22 protein-coding genes are annotated in these 22,521 nt (G+C 71.2%); 13 read left to right on the plus strand and 9 right to left on the minus strand.

All coding sequences use genetic code 11. The annotated features are described in order from the left end of the window. Nucleotides 1-11: 11 nt before the first annotated feature. From AC5L3X_RS21615 to thiE, 3 genes are read left to right on the plus strand one after another with little or no spacing between them, the layout of a single operon-like run. Entirely contained in the window at nucleotides 12-1,175 is a 1,164-nt protein-coding gene (locus AC5L3X_RS21615) for an NAD(P)/FAD-dependent oxidoreductase (RefSeq protein WP_494859128.1), read from the plus strand. Nucleotides 1,176-1,205: 30 nt separating this feature from the next. Next, nucleotides 1,206-1,580: an Rv2175c family DNA-binding protein gene (locus AC5L3X_RS21620; RefSeq protein WP_494859130.1), complete on the plus strand. Its 375-nt coding sequence runs from the start codon at nucleotides 1,206-1,208 to the stop codon at nucleotides 1,578-1,580. Beyond that, nucleotides 1,558-2,193: a thiamine phosphate synthase gene (thiE, locus tag AC5L3X_RS21625; protein ID WP_189128692.1), complete on the plus strand. Its 636-nt coding sequence runs from the start codon at nucleotides 1,558-1,560 to the stop codon at nucleotides 2,191-2,193. The genes AC5L3X_RS21620 and thiE overlap by 23 nt, the downstream gene beginning before the upstream one ends. A gap of 89 nt (nucleotides 2,194-2,282) precedes the next feature. Here thiE and AC5L3X_RS21630 read toward each other — a convergent pair whose 3' ends face one another. After that, nucleotides 2,283-3,350, minus strand: coding sequence for a polyprenyl synthetase family protein (locus AC5L3X_RS21630; RefSeq protein ID WP_494859132.1), 1,068 nt, complete (start codon nucleotides 3,348-3,350; stop codon nucleotides 2,283-2,285). 91 nt (nucleotides 3,351-3,441) lie between these two features. Between AC5L3X_RS21630 and metF the strand changes: the two genes are divergently transcribed. Then, nucleotides 3,442-4,365 carry a methylenetetrahydrofolate reductase [NAD(P)H] gene (gene metF / locus AC5L3X_RS21635; protein WP_494859134.1) on the plus strand — a complete coding sequence of 308 codons (924 nt, stop codon included), beginning with the start codon at nucleotides 3,442-3,444 and terminating at the stop codon, nucleotides 4,363-4,365. A gap of 236 nt (nucleotides 4,366-4,601) precedes the next feature. Here metF and AC5L3X_RS21640 read toward each other — a convergent pair whose 3' ends face one another. Both AC5L3X_RS21640 and AC5L3X_RS21645 read right to left on the minus strand, forming a co-directional pair. Next, a complete protein-coding gene (locus AC5L3X_RS21640; RefSeq protein WP_494859135.1) occupies nucleotides 4,602-5,219 on the minus strand; it encodes a GNAT family N-acetyltransferase in 618 nt (205 codons plus the stop codon). A gap of 10 nt (nucleotides 5,220-5,229) precedes the next feature. Then, nucleotides 5,230-5,706, minus strand: coding sequence for a YbaK/EbsC family protein (locus AC5L3X_RS21645; RefSeq protein WP_189128695.1), 477 nt, complete (start codon nucleotides 5,704-5,706; stop codon nucleotides 5,230-5,232). A gap of 120 nt (nucleotides 5,707-5,826) precedes the next feature. Here AC5L3X_RS21645 and AC5L3X_RS21650 point away from each other — a divergent pair, with 120 nt between their 5' ends. Then, entirely contained in the window at nucleotides 5,827-6,612 is a 786-nt protein-coding gene (locus AC5L3X_RS21650) for a L,D-transpeptidase family protein (RefSeq protein ID WP_494859137.1), read from the plus strand. Here the strand turns inward: AC5L3X_RS21650 and AC5L3X_RS21655 are convergent. Next, complete coding sequence (locus AC5L3X_RS21655) at nucleotides 6,609-7,229, minus strand: TetR/AcrR family transcriptional regulator (protein WP_494859138.1); 621 nt, start codon at nucleotides 7,227-7,229, stop codon at nucleotides 6,609-6,611. The genes AC5L3X_RS21650 and AC5L3X_RS21655 overlap by 4 nt on opposite strands. 95 nt (nucleotides 7,230-7,324) lie before the next feature. Between AC5L3X_RS21655 and AC5L3X_RS21660 the strand changes: the two genes are divergently transcribed. The 3 genes from AC5L3X_RS21660 (at nucleotide 7,325) to AC5L3X_RS21670 (ending at nucleotide 9,536) form a co-directional block, all read left to right on the plus strand. Continuing rightward, a complete protein-coding gene (locus AC5L3X_RS21660; RefSeq protein WP_494859140.1) occupies nucleotides 7,325-8,524 on the plus strand; it encodes a cytochrome P450 in 1,200 nt (399 codons plus the stop codon). A 6-nt stretch (nucleotides 8,525-8,530) separates the two neighbouring features. Next, nucleotides 8,531-8,725 (plus strand): ferredoxin, encoded by a 195-nt coding sequence (locus tag AC5L3X_RS21665; protein WP_189128699.1) that lies wholly within the window; start codon nucleotides 8,531-8,533, stop codon nucleotides 8,723-8,725. 364 nt (nucleotides 8,726-9,089) lie between these two features. Continuing rightward, nucleotides 9,090-9,536 (plus strand): SAV_6107 family HEPN domain-containing protein, encoded by a 447-nt coding sequence (locus AC5L3X_RS21670; protein WP_189128700.1) that lies wholly within the window; start codon nucleotides 9,090-9,092, stop codon nucleotides 9,534-9,536. Between the two features lie 140 nt (nucleotides 9,537-9,676). On the opposite strand, the gene bldD is transcribed toward AC5L3X_RS21670, so the two are convergent. From bldD to AC5L3X_RS21695, 5 genes are all read right to left on the minus strand, one after another. Continuing rightward, nucleotides 9,677-10,171, minus strand: a complete 495-nt coding sequence (gene bldD, locus AC5L3X_RS21675) for a transcriptional regulator BldD (protein ID WP_026214021.1) — start codon at nucleotides 10,169-10,171, stop codon at nucleotides 9,677-9,679. A gap of 313 nt (nucleotides 10,172-10,484) precedes the next feature. After that, nucleotides 10,485-11,351 carry a universal stress protein gene (locus AC5L3X_RS21680; RefSeq protein ID WP_494859145.1) on the minus strand — a complete coding sequence of 289 codons (867 nt, stop codon included), beginning with the start codon at nucleotides 11,349-11,351 and terminating at the stop codon, nucleotides 10,485-10,487. Next, nucleotides 11,351-12,772, minus strand: coding sequence for an amino acid permease (locus tag AC5L3X_RS21685; RefSeq protein ID WP_494859147.1), 1,422 nt, complete (start codon nucleotides 12,770-12,772; stop codon nucleotides 11,351-11,353). The genes AC5L3X_RS21680 and AC5L3X_RS21685 overlap by 1 nt, the downstream gene beginning before the upstream one ends. Before the next feature lie 18 nt (nucleotides 12,773-12,790). After that, nucleotides 12,791-13,726, minus strand: coding sequence for a carbamate kinase (gene arcC, locus AC5L3X_RS21690; RefSeq protein WP_494859149.1), 936 nt, complete (start codon nucleotides 13,724-13,726; stop codon nucleotides 12,791-12,793). A 58-nt stretch (nucleotides 13,727-13,784) separates the two neighbouring features. Then, the gene (locus AC5L3X_RS21695; protein WP_494859169.1) at nucleotides 13,785-15,029 is read right to left on the minus strand and encodes an arginine deiminase; all 1,245 of its coding nucleotides are present in this window, start codon (nucleotides 15,027-15,029) and stop codon (nucleotides 13,785-13,787) included. Between the two features lie 303 nt (nucleotides 15,030-15,332). On the opposite strand from AC5L3X_RS21695, the gene pyrR reads away from it, so the two are divergent. The 5 genes from pyrR to carB are packed head-to-tail and all read left to right on the plus strand — an operon-like array spanning nucleotide 15,333 to nucleotide 22,497. Next, a complete protein-coding gene (gene pyrR, locus AC5L3X_RS21700; protein WP_189128704.1) occupies nucleotides 15,333-15,878 on the plus strand; it encodes a bifunctional pyr operon transcriptional regulator/uracil phosphoribosyltransferase PyrR in 546 nt (181 codons plus the stop codon). Continuing rightward, nucleotides 15,875-16,795, plus strand: coding sequence for an aspartate carbamoyltransferase catalytic subunit (locus tag AC5L3X_RS21705; RefSeq protein WP_189128705.1), 921 nt, complete (start codon nucleotides 15,875-15,877; stop codon nucleotides 16,793-16,795). Before pyrR ends, AC5L3X_RS21705 begins: the two co-directional genes overlap by 4 nt. A 38-nt stretch (nucleotides 16,796-16,833) precedes the next feature. After that, nucleotides 16,834-18,120: a dihydroorotase gene (locus AC5L3X_RS21710; RefSeq protein WP_189128706.1), complete on the plus strand. Its 1,287-nt coding sequence runs from the start codon at nucleotides 16,834-16,836 to the stop codon at nucleotides 18,118-18,120. Beyond that, the gene (gene carA / locus AC5L3X_RS21715) at nucleotides 18,117-19,223 is read left to right on the plus strand and encodes a glutamine-hydrolyzing carbamoyl-phosphate synthase small subunit (RefSeq protein ID WP_494859151.1); all 1,107 of its coding nucleotides are present in this window, start codon (nucleotides 18,117-18,119) and stop codon (nucleotides 19,221-19,223) included. Before AC5L3X_RS21710 ends, carA begins: the two co-directional genes overlap by 4 nt. Next, nucleotides 19,210-22,497, plus strand: a complete 3,288-nt coding sequence (gene carB / locus AC5L3X_RS21720) for a carbamoyl-phosphate synthase large subunit (protein WP_494859153.1) — start codon at nucleotides 19,210-19,212, stop codon at nucleotides 22,495-22,497. Before carA ends, carB begins: the two co-directional genes overlap by 14 nt. Nucleotides 22,498-22,521: the final 24 nt, after the last annotated feature.

Consider the following 22,521-nt stretch of genomic DNA (forward strand, 5'->3'; position numbering starts at 1 on the left):
TGGTCTTGACCGTGAAGCGTGTCGTGGTGGTGGGAGCGGGCCTGGCAGGGCTGCGCAGCGTCGAGGCACTGCGCGCCCGTGGTTTCGGCGGCGGGATCACGCTGGTCGGGCAGGAGCGGCACCGTCCGTACGACCGGCCGCCGCTGTCCAAGGCGGTGCTGCTCGGCGACGTCGACTCCAGCTTCGTGGACTCCGACCTCGCCGAGCTGGAGGTCGACTTCCGGCCCGGCGTGACGGCCACGTCCCTGCGGCCGGGCGTCGTGGTCACCAGCGAGGGCGAGCTCGGCTACGACGGCCTGGTCATCGCCACCGGCGCCGACCCCGTCCGGCTGCCCGGAGACGGGCCCCAGCACGTGCTGCGCACCCTCGACGACGCGCTGGAGCTGCGCGCCCTGCTGACGCCCGACGCCCGCGTGGTCGTCATCGGGGCCGGCTGGATCGGCGCCGAGGTGGCCGGCGCCGCGCGGCGGGCCGGTTGCGCGGTCACCGTGATCGAGGCGGGCGCCGCCCCGCTCGCGCAGGCCGTCGGCGCCGAGATCGGCGCCCGCACCCAGGGCTGGTACGACGGCGTCGATCTGCGGCTCGGCACCCTGGTGGGCTCGGTCGACGAGGGCGGCGTACGGCTGGCCGGCGGCGAGTTCGTCCCGGCGGACGTGGTGGTCACCGGCGTCGGCGTCCGCCCGGCGGTCGAGTGGCTCGCCGACGCCGACCTCGACCTGCACAACGGCGTCGTCACCGACGAGCACCTGCGCACCTCGATGCCCGGCGTGGTGGCGGTGGGCGACTGCGCGGCCTGGTGGTCGCGCCGCTTCGGCGCCAGGCTCCGGGTCGAGCACTGGGACACCGCGCTGAGCGCCCCCGACGTCGCCGCGGCGACCCTGCTGGGGCAGGAGGCGGTGTACGACCCGGTGCCCTACTTCTGGTCGGAGCAGTTCGGCCACATGCTGCAGTACGCCGGTCACCACCAGGCCGGGTCCCGCCTGCTCTACCGGGGCGACCCTGGAGGAAAGTGGTCGGCCTGCTGGCTCACCGCCGACGACGCGCTGGCCGCCGTGCTGGCCGTCGACCGGCCCCGCGATCTCGTCCAAGGGCGCCGGATCATCGGCGACGGCCAGCGACTTGATACGGAACGCCTGGTAGATCCCGATGTCTCTCTACGGGATTGTGTTGTTTGAGCAAGCACGGCATGTGGTAGTTGTGGTTTCGTGACGCTTTCTGTTGCACAGATCGACCGGGAGACCGACCAGCTCGTCGACGAGTGGCTCACTCTTCCTCAAGTGGCCGAGCGCCTCGACCTTTCGATCGGCCGTGCCAAGCAACTTCTCAAGGACCACAAAGTGCTCGGCGTACGCCGGGGAGGAGGCGGGCCACAGGTGCCCGCGGTGTTCCTCGACGGAAAGGACGTGATGAAGGGCCTGCCGGGCACGCTGACCGTGCTCCGCGACGCCGGCTACGACGACGTCGAGGCGCTGCGCTGGCTCTTCACCCCCGACGACTCCCTGCCCGGCTCGCCCGTCCAGGCGCTCAAGGCGGGTCGTCATACCGAGGTCAAGCGGCGTGCCCAGGCTCTCGGTTTCTGACGCGCGGCTCTACCTCTGCACCGACGGCCGGCGTGACCGCGGTGACCTGGCCGAGTTCCTCGACGCGGTGCTCGCGGGCGGTGTCGACATCGTCCAGTTGCGCGAGAAGGGCTTGGAGGCGCGCGAGGAGCTCGCGCTGCTCGAGGTCTTCCGCGACGCCTGCGACCGGCACGGCAGGCTGCTGGCGGTCAATGACCGGGCCGACGTGGCCTACGCCGCCCGTGCCGACGTGCTCCACCTGGGGCAGGACGACCTGCCGGTGAGGGTCGCGCGAGAGATACTCGGCGACGACGTCCTCATCGGAAGGTCCACCCACTCCACCGCCGAGGCGTCCGCCGCCGCGGCGCAGGACGGCGTCGACTACTTCTGCTGCGGCCCGATCTGGCCCACGCCGACCAAGCCCGGCCGCCACGCGCCGGGGCCGCCCCTGCTCAGGCACGCGGCCTCACTCGGCACGGACCGGCCGTGGTTCGGCATCGGCGGCATCGACCTGGGCAACCTCGACGAGGTCAGGTCGTACGGGGTCACCCGCGTCGTGGTGGTGCGGGCCATCACCGAGGCCGACGATCCGGGCGCCGCGGCGGCTGAGTTCGCCAAGCGCCTGGCGGCCTGACCGCCCGCGGCGGCCACCCGGCGAAGGCCGCGCGACACCGGCCGTGCGCTGCCGCTGCCGCCGCGGACGCCGCTCAGCCGCTCAGGTGCTCAGGTGCGGCGAGAGGTGGCGGCGACGGCCAGCTCGGCGAGGGCCGCGCGCGCCTCGGCCGTGATCGGCGCCTTCTCCAGGGAGGCGAGCGCCTCGGCGAGGTAGTCGCCGATCAGGTCCTCGCACTCCCGCAGCGCGCCGGTGTCCTCGATGACGCCCCGCAGCGTCGCCACGCCCCGCGCGTCGAGGTCGGGGTCGCCGAGCAGGCGGCGCACGGTCTCGGCCTGCCCGGGGGAGGCGGCCGCCAGGGTGCGGGCCACCAGCATCGTCCGCTTGCCCTCGCGCAGGTCGTCGCCGGCCGGCTTGCCGGTGCGCGCCGGGTCGCCGAACACTCCGAGGATGTCGTCGCGCAGCTGGAACGCGATGCCCACCCGGGTGCCGTACGTCGTGCACAGCTCGTCCATCCAGGGCGCGGCCCCGCCGGCGGCGAGCACCAGGCCGAGCCGGAGCGGCTGCTCGACGGAGTACTTGCCGCTCTTGTAGAGGGCGACCCGCAGGGCCGACTCGAACGTGTTCTCGCCGCCCGCCTGCTCCAGCAGGTCGAGGTACTGGCCGCACATCAGCTCGGTGCGCATGTGGTCGTGCACCGGCTGGGCCGCCGCGAGCGACTCGGGCGGCAGGCCGCTGGTGCGCCACATCTCGCCCGACCAGATCAGCAGCAGGTTGCCCAGCAGGATCGCCGCGCCCTCGCCGAACTGCTCGGCCGAGCCGTGCCAGCCCGACTTCGCGTGCATCGACTGGAAGCGGCGATGGGCGGACGGCATGCCCCTGCGCAGGTCGCTCTTGTCCATCACGTCGTCGTGCACCAGCGCGCTGGCCTGCAGCAACTCCAGTGACGCCGCCGCCGTGAAGATCTCGGGCAGCTCGCCGCCGCCCGCGCCGCGCCAGCCCCAGTAGCAGAACGCGGGGCGCAGCCGCTTGCCGCCCGACAGCAGCTCCTCGGCGGCCAGTCGCAGGGGCTCGAACTCGGGGGCGCCGGTGGCGGGAAGCCGCCGTCCGACGAACTCGCGCAGGGAACGGTCAACCTGCTCACGCAGGACGTCCATGCTCGCGACCTCGGTGCTCATGCCCTTGAGACTAGTGGCCGGGCGACCGGGCACGGATCTCCAGGCACCGCTGTGACCGCCCGTTCCAGGGTTGTCACGGTAACCTGGGGCCATGGCACTTGGCCGACCCTCCGTCCTGCCCGACCGGGTTCCCACCGTCCGCGAGCTGCTCGCCGCCGGCGGGCGGTCCTTCTCCTTCGAGTTCATGCCACCGAAGACCGACGATGGCGAGCGCCAGCTGTGGCGGGCCATCCGGGAGCTCGAGTCGCTCCGGCCGACCTTCGTCTCGGTGACCTACGGAGCCGGCGGCTCCAACCGTGACCGCACGGTCGAGATCGTGGAGCGGCTCGCCCACGACACCACGCTGACCCCTGTGGCCCATTTCACCGCGGTCAACCACTCGATCAAGGAGCTGCGCCACCTGGTGGGCCGGTTCGCCGACGCCGGGGTGCGCAACATCCTGGCCGTGCGGGGCGATCCGCCCGGCGATCCCACGGGCGAGTGGGTCCGCCACCCCGAGGGCGTGCGCTACGCCGAGGACCTGGTGCGGTTGATCCGCCAGTCCGGTGACTTCTGCGTCGGCGTGGCCGCGTTCCCGTTCAAGCACCCGCGCTCGCCGTCGATCGAGTCCGACACCGAATATTTCGTGCGCAAGTGCGAGGCCGGGGCCGACTACGCGATCACCCAGATGTTCTTCCAGGCGGACGACTACCTGCGGCTGCGCGACCGGGTGGCGGCCCAGGGGTGTGACACGCCGATCATCCCGTGCATCATGCCCGTGACGCAGATGAGCACGATCGCGCGCTCGGAGCAGCTGTCGGGGGCGCCGTTCCCGCCCGACGTGGCCGCCCGCTTCGAGGCCGTGGCCGACGACCCGGCCGCCGTGCGCCGGCTCGGCATCGACCACGGGGTCGAGCTGTGCCAGCGGCTGCTCGACGAGGGGGCGCCGGGCATCCACTTCATCACGTTCAACCGGTCGAGCGCGTCCCGCGAGGTCTTCCGGCGGCTCTCGCCCGCCGCGGCGATGTCGGCCTGACGTCGGTCTGACGTCGTCCGGCGACACGAAGCGCCCGCTCCCGTGAAGGGGGCGGGCGCGCTGTGTAAGCGGGTGCGGGTTTCGGTGGGGGGCCGCCACCCGCCCGCAGGGGGACCGGGCGGGTGGCGGTAGGGGACGGGTAGACGCGGGGTAAAGCGTCCATTACCTTGCGTAGCCAATGGTGCCCCCGGTCATGGCCGCCAAACTCACGGGTCAAGGTTTTACCAGCGGCGATGTCAGCGGAGAGGGAGAGGGGCGCCCGCGATCGCGTACTCTTCGTGACCGCCCGGGAAGACGAAACCGGTCAGCAGGTCGACGAAGCCCATGTTCCGGTAGAGGTGGCGGGCCACGGTGGGCCGGTCGTGGGTGGAGAGCACGGCCGAGCGCTCCCTGCGTCCGGCGCACAGGGTCGTGACCATCGCGCGGCCGATGCCCTTGCCCTGGTAGTCGGGGTGGACGTGGATCTCGGCCAGCTCGAACGCGCTGCCCAGCCAGGCCTCGGCCGCCTCGGGGCCCGACTTCTCCTCCACCGCCCGGTACACCACGTCGTGCCACCACTGGCCGGGGGCGCCGCGGAACCCGTAGGCGAAGCCGACGATGATCGCGGGCGGGGCGCTCCGTCCGCTGCCCCGGGCGCCGCGGGCTCCCGGGCCGCTCGCGGAGAATTCGTGCTCCGGCTCTCGCAATTCTGCGAAATAGCACTGAAAATACGGATATGTCCCGTGGTTTCGCATAATGCTGGCGCGGCCGGAGATCTGGTCCGCGGGCGGGCGCATGGCGGCGGTGTAGATGTCGATCACCGTGTCCAGCCGTTCGCCGAACTCGTCAGGCCCCGCGCCGCGAAACTCGATCACGCGTCGCACCCTACTCGACGTCGACGGGGGCTCCGCCGGTGATGCGCAGCAGCTCGTCGTAGCTGGTGGGGAAGACCGTGAGCGGATGTCCGCCGGCCGCCCACACCACCTCGTGCTTGGCCAGCCAGTTGTCCACCAGGGTCCGCACGGGCGCCGGATGGCCGACGGGGGCCACGCCGCCGATCGGCTGGCCCGTCGCCTCGCGGACGAACTCGGGGGTCGCCCGCCGTACACGCTGGACTCCGGCGGCGCGGGCGACGAGCTCGACATCGACGCGGTGCGCGCCGCTCGTCAGCACGAGCAGCGGCGCGCCGTCGGCCTCGAAGATGAGGCTGTTGGCGATCGCCCCGACGTCGCAACCGAGCTGGGCCGCGGCGGTGGCGGCGGTGGGCGCCTTCTCGGGCAGCACCACGATCTCGCCCGTGGCTGCGCGCTCTCGCAGAGCCGACCGGACCAGAAGACTGTTGGCGGGCAACTTCTCAGACATGCGGACACTCTAAAGCGAGTGATGGCGGCATTACCGCGCCATGGTGGTGGTGTAGTGTCCTTTGCTTTGATTGATACCGAATGAGGGGTGGTTTTGGTGCTGGCACGACGCCTGCCCGGCATGGCTGCCGTCGTTACGGCGAGCGCCCTCGTCCTGGCAGGGCTCGGCGCGTCCAGCGCGCACGCCCGGCCGCTCGCCGCCCCCGTCACGGCTCCCGCCGCTCTCCCGGCGCCCGTCGCGGCCGTGGCGGCGCCGGTCACGGCACCGCGCAAGACGCTGAAGCTCGGTGCCAAGGGCGAGGAGGTCGTCTGGCTGCAGAAGCGCCTCACCGGGCTCGGCTACCGTCCGGGCAGGGCCGACGGACGCTACGGCGGCGCCACGCTGGCGGCCGTCTGGGCGTTCCAGAAGGTCAACGGCATCACGCCGAGCAGCACCGTGGCCCGGCGCACCTGGGCCGCGCTGGAGCGCCCGAGGGCGCCCAGGGTGCTGGTCGCGAGCGGCCGGCCGACCCGCGCCGAGGTCGACCTGACCAAGCAGATCATGGTCCTGTACGTCGGCGGCGCGCCCCGGCTGATCACCCACATCTCCTCGGGGAGCGGTGTCCCCTACTGCGAGACCGCCGTCTGGCAGGGCAGGAGCCAGCGCTTCTGCGGCTCGGCCCGCACGCCCACGGGCGACTACCGGACCACGTGGCGCGCCTCGGGATGGCACAAGTCCTATCTGGGCCAGCTCTACAACCCGATCTTCTTCAACGGCGGCATCGCGTTCCACGGGGCGCTGTCGGTGCCGCTCCACCCGGCTTCGCACGGGTGTGTCCGGATGCCGATGAACGTGGCCGAGGTGCTGCCCGGGATGCTCGGCAAGGGCGTGCCGGTGCACGTGCGGGGCGCCTTCCGCAGGGCCTAGCGGCCGGTCGGCCGGTCGAGGGAGGCGAGGCCGCGGACGGTGATCTCGGCGGCCTCCAGAGCGGCCTCGGCGGCCCGCTCCGTGGAGCCGTCGTGGTTGAGACTGACCACGGCGGCCAGTTTGGTGGCGCCCACCACCGCGCCCACCGCGGCGGCGGCCTCCATCAGGCCGAGCTGCCCGGGGTAGGCCTCGTGCAGCGCCCGGGTGAGCCGTAGCTGGCTGTCGAACAGCAGGTGCAGGGCACGGGCCTGGAGAGCCGGGACGGTCATGATGAGCCGCATCCGCAGCCGCACGTCCTCCGGCCGGAAGTCCTGGTCGTCGACCGTCCAGGTGACACTGGCGCGCACCATCCGCAGGAGCAGCTCCGACGGCGTCTCGTCCGGTCGTCTGGTCGCGACCAGGGCGAGCCTCTCGGCGAGGCTGCCGTCCGTGTCGTGGAAGAGCACGTCCTCCTTGCTGGCGAAGTAGCTGAAGAACGTGCGGGTCGACACGTCGGCCTCCGTCGCTATCTCCGCCAGGGTGGTCTCCTCGTACCCCTTCTCGCCGAACAGCCGGAGCGCGGCCTCGATCAGCGCGCGGCGCGTGCGCTGCTTCTTGCGCTCCCGAATTCCCACCATGTCGTGAACTGTACTGCACAGAATAATGATTTACATCCGTTGAAACTTTGCATTGGATGTTGTTTTGTGGATGGTGACCCGAAGGGAGCCACCACATGACCGACGTGACGCTGACCACCGCCCGCCAACGCCCGTTCGATCCGCCCGACGAGCTGGCCGAGCTGCGAAAACGGGGCCCGATCCACCGCATGACCTACGCCGACGGTCATCGGGGCTGGCTGGTCACCGGCTACGCGGCGGCCCGGGCGGTGCTCGCCGACCCGCGCTTCAGCAACCGGCCCGAGCACATGCACACGCCGATCCCGGCCCGGCTGGAGCTCAGCAACGAGTTGCGCGAGCACGAGTTCCGGCTGCCGCCGGGGTTCTTCCTGCGCATGGACGCGCCCGAGCACACGCGCTACCGCAGGCTGCTGACGGGGCAGTTCACCGTACGCAGGATGAAGCAGCTGGAGTCCAGGATCGAGGAGATCACCGAGGCGTGCCTGGACCGGATGGAGGCGGCGGGCCGGCCGGTCGACCTGGTCGAGCACTTCGCGCTGCCCATCCCGTCGCTGGTGATCTGCGAGCTGCTCGGGGTGCCGTACGACGAGCGCGGGCGGTTCCAGGACGACTCCAAGGTGCTCTTCGCGCTCGACAGCAGGGCCGAGGACGTCGTCGGCGCGATGACCCGGATCTCCGCCTACCTCTACGGCCTGGTCCAGCGCAAGCGCGCCGAGCCGGCCGACGATCTGCTCAGCGGGCTGGTCGCGGGCGGCGAGCTGAACGACGAGGAGCTGACCGGCGTCGCCTTCCTGCTGCTGGTGGCCGGCCACGAGACGACCGCCAACATGCTGGGCCTCGGCACCTACGCGCTGCTCGCCAACCCCGGCCAGCTCGCCGTCCTGCGCGACGATTCCGGCCTGGTCGACAACGCCGTCGAGGAGCTGCTGCGCTACCTCACGATCATCCACATCGGCCCGGTCAGGACCGCGCTGGAGGACGTCGAGATCGAGGGCACCCTGATCGGGCGGGGCGAGGCGGTCACGCTCAGCCTGCCCGTCGTCAACCGCGACCCGGAGCGCTTCCCCGAGCCCGACCGGCTCGACGTCACCCGGCCGGCCGGCGGGCACCTGACGTTCGGCCACGGCATCCACCAGTGTCTCGGCCAGCAGCTGGCCCGGACCGAGATGCGCGTCGGCTACCCGGCGCTGCTGCGCCGCTTTCCCGATCTACGCTTGGCCGTATCACCGGAGGAGGTGCCGATGCGCTCCGACATGAGCATCTACGGCGTGCACCGCCTCCCTGTCACCTGGTAGGTCACCATGAAGATCAAGGCAGACACGACGGTGTGCATTGGCGCGGGCATGTGCGTGCTCACCGCCCCGGAGGTGTTCGACCAGAGCGAGGACGACGGCACGGTCGTGCTGCTCCAGCCGTCGCCTCCGGCCGACCAGGAGGCCGCCGCCCGCCGCGCGGTCGGTCTCTGCCCCTCGGGGGCCCTCTCCGTCGTCCCGTAGGCGCGGGGACGCGCCGTTTCGGTGTACACGCACGTGGGAACAGGTTCATCGAACCTGTGTTCGTGGAACAGGTTGACACAGAGCGTGATCGAAATTATGTTCGACCTAGTGACGTGAGGCTCGCGGCTCACGTCGAGGTCCTGGGCGCGGGTCCCGCTTCCCCCAAGCGGGACCCGCGACCAGGCTCCAAGGGCGAAGGGCGGGTCCTCGTCGTCGGCGGAGACGAGTGGGCGCGTCCTGGCCGGACGGGGAGAGGGGAAGCTCCTCGTCCGGCCGGCCCGGCGGAAATGTCGGTGGCGTCTGCGATCGTGGGCTTCACCGGCGGCAACGCCGGGCGCCGTCACGACCCCAAGGAGGCGTGCACATGGCACCACGGTCTAGAGACCCGCAGGGTCCCCGGCTGTCGCCCGCGGTCCGGGCGCACCTGACGGATTCACGTTCCTGCCTGGCGGAGGCGGCGGCCGCGCGCACCCCGGCATCCCGATATGTGGCGGCGCATCTGGCGGCCCTGCGCGCCGCGGCGGCGATCCTGGCCGCCCGGCCCCGGCCCATGGAGGGCCGCAGACGCCGGCTGCGCAGCGCCTGGGAGCTCCTGCCCGAGGCGGAGCCACAGCTGGCCGAGTGGGCCGCCTACTTCTCGGTGACCGCCGCCAAGCGCGCGGCCGCCGAGGCGGGCATGGTGCGTGGCGTCTCGGGCGCCGACGCCGACGAGTTGCTGGCCGAGGCGGAGACCTTCGTCTGCACAGTGGAGGGCATTCTGGGCGTTCCCGCCCAGCCCCAACTTCCCGTCGACGTTCCCCTGGCCGGCTGATCCCGACCAGCGATAGCCCCGGATCGCCGGCCGGAGCGGGCGGTGGGCCCGGCTGAGGCGGCGTGACGCCAGGGGAGAGGCGGCCAGGACGGCGCGAGGGGCGCGCCGTCGTCGTGGCGCGCCCCTCGTCCGAAGCTGTGTCAGAAGGACTCGACGGCCCTGCGGGCCTCGGCGTCGAGCACTCCCCAGCTGATGAGCTCCTCAGTCAGCTCGCTGGGCGACTTGTCATAGATCACGGCCAGCGAACGCAGGTCCTCCTGGCGGATCGACAGCACCTTGCCGTTGTAGTCGCCACGCTGACTCTGGATGGTGGCGGCATAGCGGGCGAGGGCGCCCGCCTTCTCCTTCGGCAGTGTGGCCAGTCGCTCCAGGTCGATCACAAGCTTGGGCGTCGGGCCGAGCGGGCTGGGGGCGGCGCCGCCGGGCAGCAGCTCGGAGACGGGCACCCCGTAGAAATCGGCAAGCTCGGCAAGTTTCTGCACCGTGACCGCGCGGTCGCCACGCTCGTACGAGCCCACGACAACGGCTTTCCACCTGCCACGCGACTTTTCCTCGACTCCGTGCAGGGACAGGCCCTGCTGGGTGCGGATGGCGCGGAGTCGTGCACCCAGCGACTTTGCGTACTCAGACGGCATCGTGTGGCCCCCCGGCTCTCGTATGTAGCGCTCTCAGTAGATTGTGCTCCTCCGCGGCGTTTGCCGGAGCCACCGGGGGGTCTGGTGCCAGGCTCGGCACCATCGGTAGCCATGGCTCTGGGTTTTCGCCCAGAACGCCGCGCAGTATGGTTACGCACAGTGACGGTAAAGGGGTGGACGCCGAAGGTCAAGCTGATTGGAAAAAAGATGTCGAATCCGATCCGGTGGGATTCGCCTCAAACGCCCCTCTTATCCCGTGGGGGTAACAGTACTTCGTCCCTGTTTCCCGAGCGAACCAGTTGGTTCAAGTGGTTCAAGCCTGGCGGGTGAGCATCATCACCGGGCAGGTCGCGGCCCGGACGATCTTCAGCGAGGTGTCACCGAGGAAGACCCGCCGCAGCGGCCCGCTGCCGCTCGACGCGCAGATGAGCAGCTCCCCGGATGGCCACGACGTCTCCGCGAGGGCCTGGGCCACGGTCCGCCCCTCCAGCACCTCGACCTCCACCCCGACGCGCCGCCGGTGCCCCCGGGCCGCCGCCTCGAGGTCGGCCACCGCCTGGTCGCGCAGCCGCGCCAGCATCTCCTCCTCGATCCTGACTCGCCGGCCGCTCCGGACCACCAGCGTCACCAGCCGGAGCGGCACGCTCAGTGAGAGGGCCACCTTGGCGGCCGCCGTGACCGCCGCGTCGGCGCCCGCGCCGCGCCGGTAGGCGACGGTGAGCCGGTCGAAGGCGGCGGGCGGATCCTCGGCGTAGCCGCGCGGCGCCAGCAGCACCGGCACGGACGAGGAGTGCAGCAACTGGTCGGCGGTGCTGCCGAGCGAGATCCGGCCGCGGGCGCCCTGCGGCGCCGAGCCGATCACGACCACGTCGGCTCCGCGCCCGCGCGCCAGCTCCACCAGCCCGCGTCCGCTGCCCTTGTCGGTCCGCACGACGTAGTCCACGCCGTCACCGGCCAGTTTGCGGGCCTGCGTGAGCGCGGCGGCGGCCTGCTCCTCGAGGTAGGCGCGCCACACGGTCTCCTCGGCCTTGCCCGGCCCGGGGGCCGACCAGGCCGGCGGCTGCACGTACGCCACCGCCAGGCGCGCCCCGGTCTGGCGGGCCAGCAGCATGGCCAGGGTGAGCCCGTCACGTCCCCGCGGCTCGGGGATGAACCCGCTCAGCACGTACTCGAAGATCATCAGCGGACCTCGGTGTTCAGCCGCGAGTAGCGGAAGCCGTACAAGAAGTAGCAGGCGAGGCCGAGCAGCATCCAGAGGCCGAACGCGAGCCAGGTGACGCCGGCGAGTCCGGCCATCACGAGGACGCAGAAGATCGCGCCGAGCACCGGCGTGAGGGGGAACAGCGGCGTGCGGAAGCTGCGCGGCAACTCCGGGCTGCGGTAGCGGAGCACGAGCACGCCGATGTTCACGATCGCGAACGCGAACAGCGTGCCGATGCTGGTGGCCTCGGCGAGCTGGCCGAGCGGCACCAGCCCGGCCAGCACGGAGATGAACACCGCGACGATGAGCGTGTTGGCGACCGGCACCTGGCGGCGCGGGTTCACCTTCTGGAACACGCGGGGGATCAGGCCGTCGCGGGACATGGCGAACAGGATCCGGGTCTGGCCGTAGATGACGGTCAGCACCACGCTGGCGATCGCGATGACGGCGCCGAACGAGACGATGAGGCCCGCCCACGTCGAGCCCGTGGCGGCGTCCACGATCTGCGAGAGGCTGCCCTCGGTGCTCTCCGGATCGAACGAGGTCCACGGCATGGCGCCGACGGCGGCCACGGTCACGCCCACGTAGACGACCGTCACGATGACCAGCGACAGGAGGATCGCCAGCGGCAGGTCGCGCCGGGGGTTCTTGGCCTCCTCGCCCGCCGTGGAGGCGGCGTCGAAGCCGATGTAGGAGAAGAACACCTGGGACGCGGCAGCCGTGATGCCGGCGATGCCGAGAGGCGCGAAGGGCGTGAAGTTCGCGGCCTGGAAGGCGGTGAAGGCCACCACGCAGAAGAACGCCAGCACGCCGATCTTGATCAGCACGAAGACGGCGTTGGCCGTGGCGCTCTCGGAGGCGCCGCCCAGCAGCAGCCAGGTCGCCAGCGCCACGATGAGGATGGCCGTGAGATTGATCACACCGCCGTCCTGGCCCGGGGACCCGATGATCGCGGCGGGCAGCGTCCAGCCGAACAGGCTCCGCAGGAACGAGTTGAGGTACTGGCCCCAGCCGACGGCCACCGCCGCGACCGACACGGCGTACTCCAGCATCAGGCACCACCCGCAGACCCAGGCGACCAGCTCGCCCAGCGTCGCGTACGCGTAGGAGTAGGACGAGCCGGACACCGGGATCGTGCCGGCCAGCTCCGCGTACGACAGTGCGGAGAACAGCGCCGTGACGGCGGCGAGCAGGAACGACACCACCACCGCCGGACCGGCCTTCGGCACGGCCTGGCCCAGGATGACGAAGATGCCGGTGCCGAGCGTGGCGCCCACGCTGAACAGGGTCAGCTGCCACAGTGACATCGTGCGGCGCAGCTCACCGCCCTCGCCATGGCCGCCCTCCGCCACGATCTGGGCGGTGGGCTTGGTGCGGAAGAGCCGCTGGGCCAGTGTCACGGTGAACCCCTTCCACGCCTAGAGCGTGCTGGTCAGCGGCCACCTGGCGTTGGGCGTGACGATCGTGCCCGCCGTGCCCTCCAGGATCTGCTCCGCCTGGTCGAGCCGGCCGATCGCGGCCATGTCGCCGGTGGTCTCCACGAACCGGCAGACCGCCTCCACCTTCGGCCCCATCGAGCCGGCCGGGAACTCCAGGTCGCGCAGCTCGTGCGGCGTGGTGTGGCCGATCTCGCTCTGCCGGGGCGTGCCGAAGTCACGCATCACCCGCGGCACGTCGGTCAGGATCAGGAACGCGTCGCAGTCGAGCGCCTCGGCCAGCATCGAGGCGGTCAGGTCCTTGTCGATGACCGCCTCGACGCCCGACAGGCGGCCGTGCTCGTCGCGGATCACGGGGACGCCCCCGCCGCCCGCGCAGATCACCACGACCTGCTCGCGCAGCATCCGGCGGATCAGCCGGGTCTCCACCACGCGTTGCGGCGCGGGGGAGGGGACGACGCGCCGCCAGTACGGGCCGTCGGGCCTGACGGTCCAGCCGTGCTCGGTGGCCAGCTTCTCGGCCTCCACCTGGCCGTAGACCTGGCCGACGAACTTGGTGGGATGCTCGAAGGCCGGATCGACCGCCGAGACGAGGGTCTGGGTGACCATGGCCAGGATCTGCCGGCCGGGCAGGGCGTTCTGCAGGGCCTGCAGCATCCAGTAGCCGATCATGCCCTGGGTCGCGGCGCCGAGCGAGTCGAGGGGGTAGGGGGCGCTCAGGCCGAGGTCGGCGGCGCTCTGCAGCGCCAGCATGCCGACCTGCGGGCCGTTGCCGTGGGTGATGATCAGCTCGTGCTTCTCCGCCAGCCTGGCGAGCGCCTTGGCCGAGAGCGCGACGCGGGCGATCTGGGTGTCGGCGTCCGGCTTCTGCCCGCGCTCCAGCACCGCGTTTCCGCCGAGCGCGACGATGACCCGCATGCGGTCTCCTAGGGTTCGCGAGGTGTGAGGTGGCCGGGCGGCACGCGCCCGGAGGTCATCAGATGCCGTCCCGTTCGAGCGGGCAGCTCATGCAGCGTGGCCCGCCACGGCCCCGGCCGAGCTCGCTGCCCCGGATCGTGATGACCTCGATGCCGTGGTCGCGCAGGTAGTTGTTGGTCGTCGTGTTGCGCTCGTAGGCGACGACCACGCCCGGCTCCACGGCCAGCACGTTGCAGCCGTCGTCCCACTGCTCGCGCTCGGCGGCGCGTACGTCCTGGGTGGGGGTGAGCACGGTGATCTCGTCCAGGCCGAGCGCGTGGGCGATGGCCCGGTGCATGTCCTCGGGGCGGTGGTCGGTGACCTTCAGCTCCTTTTCGGTGTCGCCCGGCTCGATCGTGTAGGAGGGCAGCATGCCGAGCCCCGCGTACTTGGTGAACACGCCGACGTCGACCATGGTCATCACGGTGTCGAGGTGCATGAACGCGCGGGCCTGCGGCATGTGCAGCGCGACGATCCTGCTGGCCGAGCCGGCCTGGAACAGGCGCTGGGCGAGCATCTCGACCGTCTGCGGCTGGGTGCGCTCGCTGATCCCGACGAGCACCGCGCCGCGGCCGATGACCAGCACGTCGCCGCCCTCCAGCGTGGCCGGCGCGATCGCCTGACCCGGCAGCCAGATCCGGTAGCCGCCGGTCGCGGGCCGGCTGAAGCCGTCGGCGAAGGTGGGGTGGAACTCGTAGACGGCCTCCATGTTGACCGTCTCGCGCATCCGGGCCTTCTTCCTCATGGCGTTGATCGAGACGCCGTCGTAGACCCAGCAGGAGGTGTCGCGGGTGAACAGGTGGTTGGGCAGCGGCGGCAGCACGAAGTCGTCGTCGGCGAGCGTGTGGTAGGCGACCGACTTGGGCTCGCAGCCGGCGGCGAGCAGCTCGCGCTTGGTGATGCCGCCGGTCAGGTACATCTGCAGGGTGGCGGAGTCCATCGCGTCGAGCGTGTTGCGGATGCCGTCGACGGCCAGCGGGCCCATGAAGCGCTCGTCGATGCTCGCGTCGAGGATGTGCTTGCGGGCCTCGGGGATCTCGACGGTCTCGCGCAGCAGGTCGGCCAGCAGGTGGACCTCGACGCCGCGGTCGCGCAGCACCTGCTGGAACTCCTCGTGCTCCTCCATCGCCCGCTGCACCCACAGCACGTCGTCGAACAGGAACGCCTGGGCATTGGTCGGGGTGAGCCGCTTGAGTGCCAGATCGGGCTGGTGCAGGAGTACCCGGCGAAGCGTGCCCACTTCGGAGTCGACGTGGAATGTCATCACTCGTATATCCCCCCAGAACCGGCAAATGCACGCCACTGCCGGGGATGGGGGACGCCGGCCGTCGATCCGTTCGAGCCGCACGTTTCGTGGGGCTGCCGGAGACGTGCCCTGGTGAGGCGGGGCTGACACGAGGTGTTTTTACCTTTTAACCTGCTTTTGCCAATCGAGGAACGCGGACGCCTTCCGCCGCCGGGCGGGGCGGCGCCGGTCCTGTTGTGGCTGGTAGCCCCTGGTACTGTGTGTCCCGACCAGACCCTTTAAGACCCGTCCTGTGAGGCGGGAAAGGTGGTGAGTTTACCCATGTCCGAATCCAGGGCCGTGCTCGAAGGCCCGGACATCCATCGGGCGCTGACCCGCATCGCGCACGAGATCCTCGAACGCACGAAGGGCGCGGACGAAGTCGTCCTCCTCGGCATCCCCACCCGCGGCGCCACCCTGGCCCGCCGGCTCGGTGACCGCATCGAGCGGTTCGAAGGCGTCAAGATCCCCGTCGGCTCCATCGACATCACGATGTACCGCGACGACCTCCGGCTCCGCCCCGCCCGCCCGCTCGGCCGCACCGAGCTGCCGCCCGACGGCATCGACGGCAAGACCGTCGTCCTGGTCGACGACGTCCTCTACTCCGGCCGCACCGTCCGGGCCGCGCTCGACGCGCTCAACGACCTCGGCCGCCCGACCGCCGTGCAACTCGCCACCCTGGTCGACCGGGGTCACCGCGAGCTGCCCATCCGCGCCGACTACGTCGGCAAGAACCTCCCGACCGCCAAGAGCGAGAAGGTCAAGGTCTACCTCCAGGAGATCGACGGCCGCGACGCCGTCCTGCTCATGAAGGAGGGCGGCCGGTGAACCGTCACCTCATCTCCGCCGGAGACCTCTCCAGGGACGACGCCCTGCTCATCCTCGACACCGCCGAGGAGCTGGCCAGGGTCTCGGAACGTTCCATCAAGAAGCTGCCCACCCTGCGCGGACGCACGGTGGTCAACCTGTTCTTCGAGGACTCCACCCGCACCCGCATCTCCTTCGAGGCGGCGGCCAAGCGGCTGTCGGCCGACGTGATCAACTTCTCCGCCAAGGGCTCCAGCGTCTCCAAGGGCGAGTCGCTCAAGGACACCGCGCTGACCCTGGAGGCCATGGGGGCCGACGCCGTCGTCATCCGCCACAGCGCCTCCGGGGCCCCGCACCGGCTGGCCAACTGGGTGCACGGCAGTGTCGTCAACGCCGGAGACGGCACCCACGAGCACCCCACCCAGGCGCTGCTCGACGCCTTCTCGATGCGCCGCCGGCTCGGCGGGCTCGACGGACGCCGCGTCACCGTCGTCGGCGACGTGCTGCACAGCCGAGTCGCCCGGTCCAACGTGCTGCTGCTGCACACGCTCGGCGCCCAGGTGACGCTGGTGGCCCCGCCGACCCTGCTGCCCGTCTCGGTCGACACCTGGCCGTGCGAGGTGTCCTACGACCTCGACGCGGTGCTGCCCAAGTCCGACGTGGTGATGATGCTGCGGGTGCAGAAGGAGCGGATGAACGCCGCCTTCTTCCCGAGCGAGCGCGAATACTCACGCCGCTACGGCCTCGACCGCGACCGCTTCGCCAGGATGCCCGACGACGCCATCGTCATGCACCCCGGCCCGATGAACCGCGGCATGGAGATCGCCGCCGAGGTGGCCGACTCCGCGCGCTCGACGATCGTCGAGCAGGTCGCCAACGGCGTGACCATCCGCATGGCCGTCCTGTACCTGCTCCTCGGGGGAGAGATCGCACAGTGAGCGAGCACACCGCACACACCGGTGGCGAAGGAGACGCGTTGATCATTCGTGATGTCAGGATCCTCGGCGCGGAGCCCACCGACCTGCGCGTCGAGAACGGCCTGATCGCGGAGATCGGCCCGCAGCCGCCTGGCGGCCGGTCCGTCGACGGCGGCGGCGCGGTCGCCCTGCCCGGCCTCGTCGACCTCCACACGCACCTGCGCGAGCCCGGCCGCGAGGACGCCGAGACCGTGCAGACCGGCACCCAGTCCGCCGCCCGCGGCGGCTACACCGCCGTGCACGCCATGGCCAACACCTCACCCGTCGCCGACACCGCCGGCGTGGTCGAGCAGGTGTGGCGGCTCGGCCTCGAGTTCGGCCACTGCGACGTGCAGCCGGTCGGCGCGGTCACCGTCGGCCTGGAGGGCAGGCAGCTCGCCGAGCTCGGCGCGATGGCCGACTCCGCCGCCCGGGTCCGGGTCTTCTCCGACGACGGCAGGTGCGTCGACGACGCGGTGCTCATGCGCCGCGCCCTGGAGTACGTCAAGGCGTTCGACGGCGTCGTCGCCCAGCACGCCCAGGAGCCCCGGCTCACCGAGGGCGCGCAGATGAACGAAGGCGTCGTCTCCGGCCGGCTCGGGCTGACCGGCTGGCCAGCGGTCGCCGAGGAGGCGATCATCGCCCGCGACTGCCTGCTCGCCGCGCACGTCGGCTCCCGGCTGCACATCTGCCACGTCTCCACGGCCGGCTCGGTCGAGATCATCCGCTGGGCCAAGTCCAAGGGCTGGAACATCACCGCCGAGGTCACCCCGCACCACCTGCTGCTCACCGACGACCTCGTCGAGCACTCCCCGGCCGGCGCCTACAACCCGATCTACAAGGTCAACCCGCCGCTGCGCACCCGCGCCGACGTCGAGGCCGTGCGCGCGGCGCTGGCCGACGGCACGATCGACATCGTCGCCACCGACCACGCGCCCCACCCGGTCGAGGACAAGGAGACCGAGTGGTCGGCCGCCGCCATGGGCATGGTCGGCCTGGAGACCGCGCTCAGCGTCGTGCAGGAGGCCATGGTGGACACCGGGCTGCTCGACTGGGCGGGCGTCGCCCAGCGCATGTCGGTCGTGCCCGCCCGGATCGGCCGCCTGGCCGGCCACGGCCGGCCGATCGAGCCCGGAGCCCCGGCCAATCTCACCCTCTACGATCCGGCCGCCCGCACCCTGGTCGACCCCGCCGCGTTCGCCTCCAAGAGCCGCAACACCCCCTACGAGGGGATGACGCTGCCCGGGCGGGTAGTGGCGACGTTCCTGCGCGGCAAGCCCACAGTCCTCGAAGGGAAGCTCACGTGACCGACGCGCTGCTCGTACTCGAAGACGGGCGGGTCTTCCACGGCACCCCCTACGGCGCGGAGGGTGAGACGTTCGGCGAGATGGTCTTCAACACCGGCATGACCGGCTACCAGGAGACCCTCACCGACCCGTCCTACCACCGCCAGATCGTCGCGATGACGGCCCCGCACATCGGCAACACCGGCGTCAACGACGAGGATGCCGAGTCGCGCCGCGTCTGGGTGGCCGGCTATGTGGTGCGCGAGCCGTCGCGCGTGGTCTCCAGCTGGCGGGCCACCGGCTCGCTCGGCGACTATCTCAAGGAGCAGGGCGTCGTCGGCATCGCCATCCCCGGGACCCGCGCCCTCACCCGCCACCTGCGCGAGCGCGGCGCCATGCGCGCCGGCATCTTCACGGCTCCCACCGAGCCGGTCGAGGACCTGGTCGAGCGCGTACGCCGGGCGCCCCGCATGGAGGGCGCCGACCTGGCCGCCGAGGTGGCCACCACCGAGCCCTACGTGGTGCCGGCCATCGGCGCCAGGCGGTTCACGGTGGCGGCCGTCGACCTCGGCATCAAGGGGATGACGCCGCACCGGATGGCCGAGCGCGGCTGCGAGGTGCACGTGCTGCCCGCCACCGCGACCTTCGACCAGATCATGGCCGTCGGGCCCGACGGCGTGTTCTTCTCCAACGGGCCGGGCGACCCGGCCACCGCCGACGTCTCGGCGCTGCGCGGCGTGCTGGAGGCCCGGGTGCCGTTCTTCGGCATCTGCTTCGGCAACCAGCTCTTCGGCCGCGCGCTCGGGCTGTCCACCTACAAACTGCGCTACGGCCACCGCGGGGTCAACCAGCCGGTCCAGGACGTACGCACCGGCAAGGTGGAGATCTCGGCCCACAACCACGGGTTCGCCGTCGAGGCGCCGCTCGACGGGCCGTTCGACACGCCCTTCGGTCAGGCCGAGGTGAGCCACGTCAACCTCAACGACCGCTGCGTCGAGGGGCTGCGCCTGCTCGACGGGCGGGCGTTCAGCGTGCAATACCATCCCGAAGCCGCCGCCGGCCCCCATGACGCGGCCTATCTCTTCGACGAGTTCTGCGAGGTCATGACCCGTGCCCAAGCGTGAGGACATACGGTCCGTCCTGGTGATCGGCTCCGGGCCGATCGTCATCGGGCAGGCGTGCGAGTTCGACTACTCCGGCACCCAGGCCTGCCGCGTGCTGCGCGACGAGGGCTTCCGGGTGATCCTGGTCAACAGCAACCCGGCGACGATCATGACGGATCCCGAGTTCGCCGACGCCACCTACGTCGAGCCGATCACCCCCGAGTTCGTCGAGAAGATCATCGCCAAGGAGCGGCCCGACGCGCTGCTGCCGACGCTGGGCGGCCAGACCGCGCTCAACACCGCGGTCGCGCTGCACGAGTCGGGTGTGCTGGAGCGCTACGAGGTCGAGCTGATCGGCGCCGACTTCGACGCCATCCAGGCGGGCGAGAACCGCGAGCGGTTCAAGGAGATCGTCGCCAAGGTGGCTCGTGACCACGGGCTCAACGCCGAGTCGGCCCGCTCGGTCGTCTGCCACACGATGGCCGAGTGCCTGGCCGCCGCCGGCGAGCTGGGCTACCCGCTGGTCGTGCGGCCCTCGTTCACGATGGGCGGCGTGGGCTCCGGGTTCGCCTACGACGAATCCGATCTGCGGCGCATCGCCGGCGCCGGGCTCGACGCCTCGCCGACCACCGAGGTGCTCCTGGAGGAGTCCATCCTCGGCTGGAAGGAGTACGAACTCGAGGTCATGCGCGACAGAGTGGACAACGTGGTCATCGTCTGCTCCATCGAGAACATCGACCCGATGGGGGTCCACACCGGCGACAGCGTCACCGTCGCCCCCGCGCTGACCCTGACCGACCGCGAATACCAGAACATGCGCGACGTCGCGATCGCCGTCATCCGCGAGGTCGGCGTCGACACCGGCGGCTGCAACATCCAGTTCGCGGTCGACCCGCGCACCGGCCGCATGATCGTCATCGAGATGAACCCGCGGGTGTCGCGCTCGTCGGCCCTGGCGTCCAAGGCGACGGGGTTCCCGATCGCCAAGATCGCCGCGAAGCTGGCCATCGGCTACACCCTCGACGAGATCCCCAACGACATCACCCGCGAGACGCCCGCGTCCTTCGAGCCCACGCTCGACTACATCGTGGTCAAGGTGCCGCGGTTCGCGTTCGAGAAGTTCAAGGGCGCCGACCAGACCCTCACCACCCACATGAAGTCGGTGGGCGAGGCCATGGCCATCGGCCGCTCCTTCCCGGAGGCGTTGCAGAAGGCGCTGCGGTCGCTGGAGAAGAAGGACTCGTCGTTCAGCTGGGCGGGCGAGGTCTCCGGCAAGGCCGAGCTGCTCGACGCCTGCCGCACCCCGCACGACGGGCGGCTGCGCACCATGCAGCAGGCCATCAGGGCGGGGGCCGGCACGCGCGAGCTGTTCGAGGCCACCAGCGTCGACCCGTGGTTCCTCGACCAGCTGCTGCTGCTCGACGAGGAGGCCCGCAAGCTCGCCGAAGCCCCCGAGCTGACCGCCGAGGCGCTCCAGCGGGCCAAGCGCCACGGCTTCAGCGACGCGCAGATCGGCGAGATCCGCGGCATCGACGAGGCCCGGGTCCGCGACCTGCGGCACGCGCTGGGGCTGCGCCCCGTCTACAACACGGTCGACACCTGCGCCGCCGAGTTCGCCGCGCGGACCCCCTACCTCTACTCCGCCTACGACGAGGAGAGCGAGGTGCCCTTCGGCGAGCGGCCGAAGGTGATCATCCTCGGCTCCGGGCCCAACCGCATCGGGCAGGGCATCGAGTTCGACTACGCGTGCGTGCACGCCTCGTTCGAGCTGTCCAGGGCCGGGTTCGAGACCGTCATGGTCAACTGCAACCCCGAGACCGTCTCCACCGACTACGACACCTCCGACCGGCTCTACTTCGAGCCGCTCACCCTGGAGGACGTCCTGGAGGTGGTGCACGCTGAGCAGCAGACCGGGCCCGTCGCGGGCGTGATCGTGCAGCTGGGCGGGCAGACGCCGCTCGGGCTGGCCCAGGAGCTGAAGGACGCGGGCGTGCCCGTGGTGGGCACCTCGCCCGAGTCCATCCACCTGGCCGAGGAGCGCGGCGCCTTCGGCCGGGTGCTGGCCGAGGCCGGGCTGCCGGCGCCCAAGCACGGCACCGCGACCACGGTCGCCGAGGCGCTGGCGGTGGCCGACGAGATCGGCTACCCGGTGCTGGTGCGCCCCTCCTACGTGCTGGGCGGGGCCGGCATGGCCATCGTCTACGACGACGAGACCCTGACCCGCTACATGGCGGCCCAGGAGGGCGGCCACCCGGTGCTGGTCGACAAGTTCCTCGACGAGGCCGTGGAGATCGACGTCGACGCCCTCTACGACGGCTCCGAGCTCTACCTGGGCGGCGTCATGGAGCACATCGAGGAGGCCGGCATCCACTCCGGCGACTCGGCGTGCGCGCTGCCGCCCATCACGCTCGGCAGCCACGACATCAAGCGCATCCGGGCCGCCACCGAGGCCATCGCCAGCGGTGTCGGCGTGCGCGGGCTGCTGAACGTCCAGTACGCCATGTCGGCCGGCGTCCTCTACGTGCTGGAGGCCAACCCGAGGGCCAGCCGCACCGTGCCGTTCGTGTCCAAGGCGACCGGCGCCCCGCTGGCCAAGGCGGCGGCCCGGGTGATGCTGGGCAGCTCGATCGCCTCGCTGCGCGAGGAGGGCATGCTGCCCGCGTCCGGCGACGGGGGCACGCTGCCGATGGAGGCGTCGATCGCGGTCAAGGAGGCGGTGCTGCCGTTCAACCGGTTCCGCGGCGTCGACATCGTGCTCGGCCCCGAGATGCGCTCGACCGGCGAGGTCATGGGCATCGACGAGTTCTTCGGCATCGCCTACGCCAAGTCCCAGGCCGGCGCCTACGGCGAGTTGCCCACCAAGGGGCGGGCGTTCGTGTCCGTGGCCAACCGCGACAAGCGTGCGATGATCTTCCCGGTGCGGGCGCTGGCCGACCTCGGTTTCGAGATCCTGGCCACCGAGGGCACGGCCGAGGTGCTGCGCCGCAACGGTGTCCATGCCAAGATCGTGCGCAAGCACAGCGAGGGACCCGGACCAGGAGGTGAGCCGACGAGCGTGCAAGCCATCCTGGACGGTGAGGTCGACCTGATCGTCAACACGCCGTTCGGCGGCCCGGGTCAGTCCGGCCCGCGGCTCGACGGTTACGACATCCGCACCGCCGCGGTGCTGCGCGGCATCCCGTGCATCACGACGGTCGCGGGACTGGCGGCGGCCGCCGCGGGCATCCAGGCCATCGTGCGGGGCGATGTCGGCGTACGGTCCCTCCAGGAGCACGCGAAGGCGCTTCGGGGATAGCTCCCACGGGAGGTGAACGAGACT

The organism is Nonomuraea sp. CX421 (assembly GCF_059358955.1).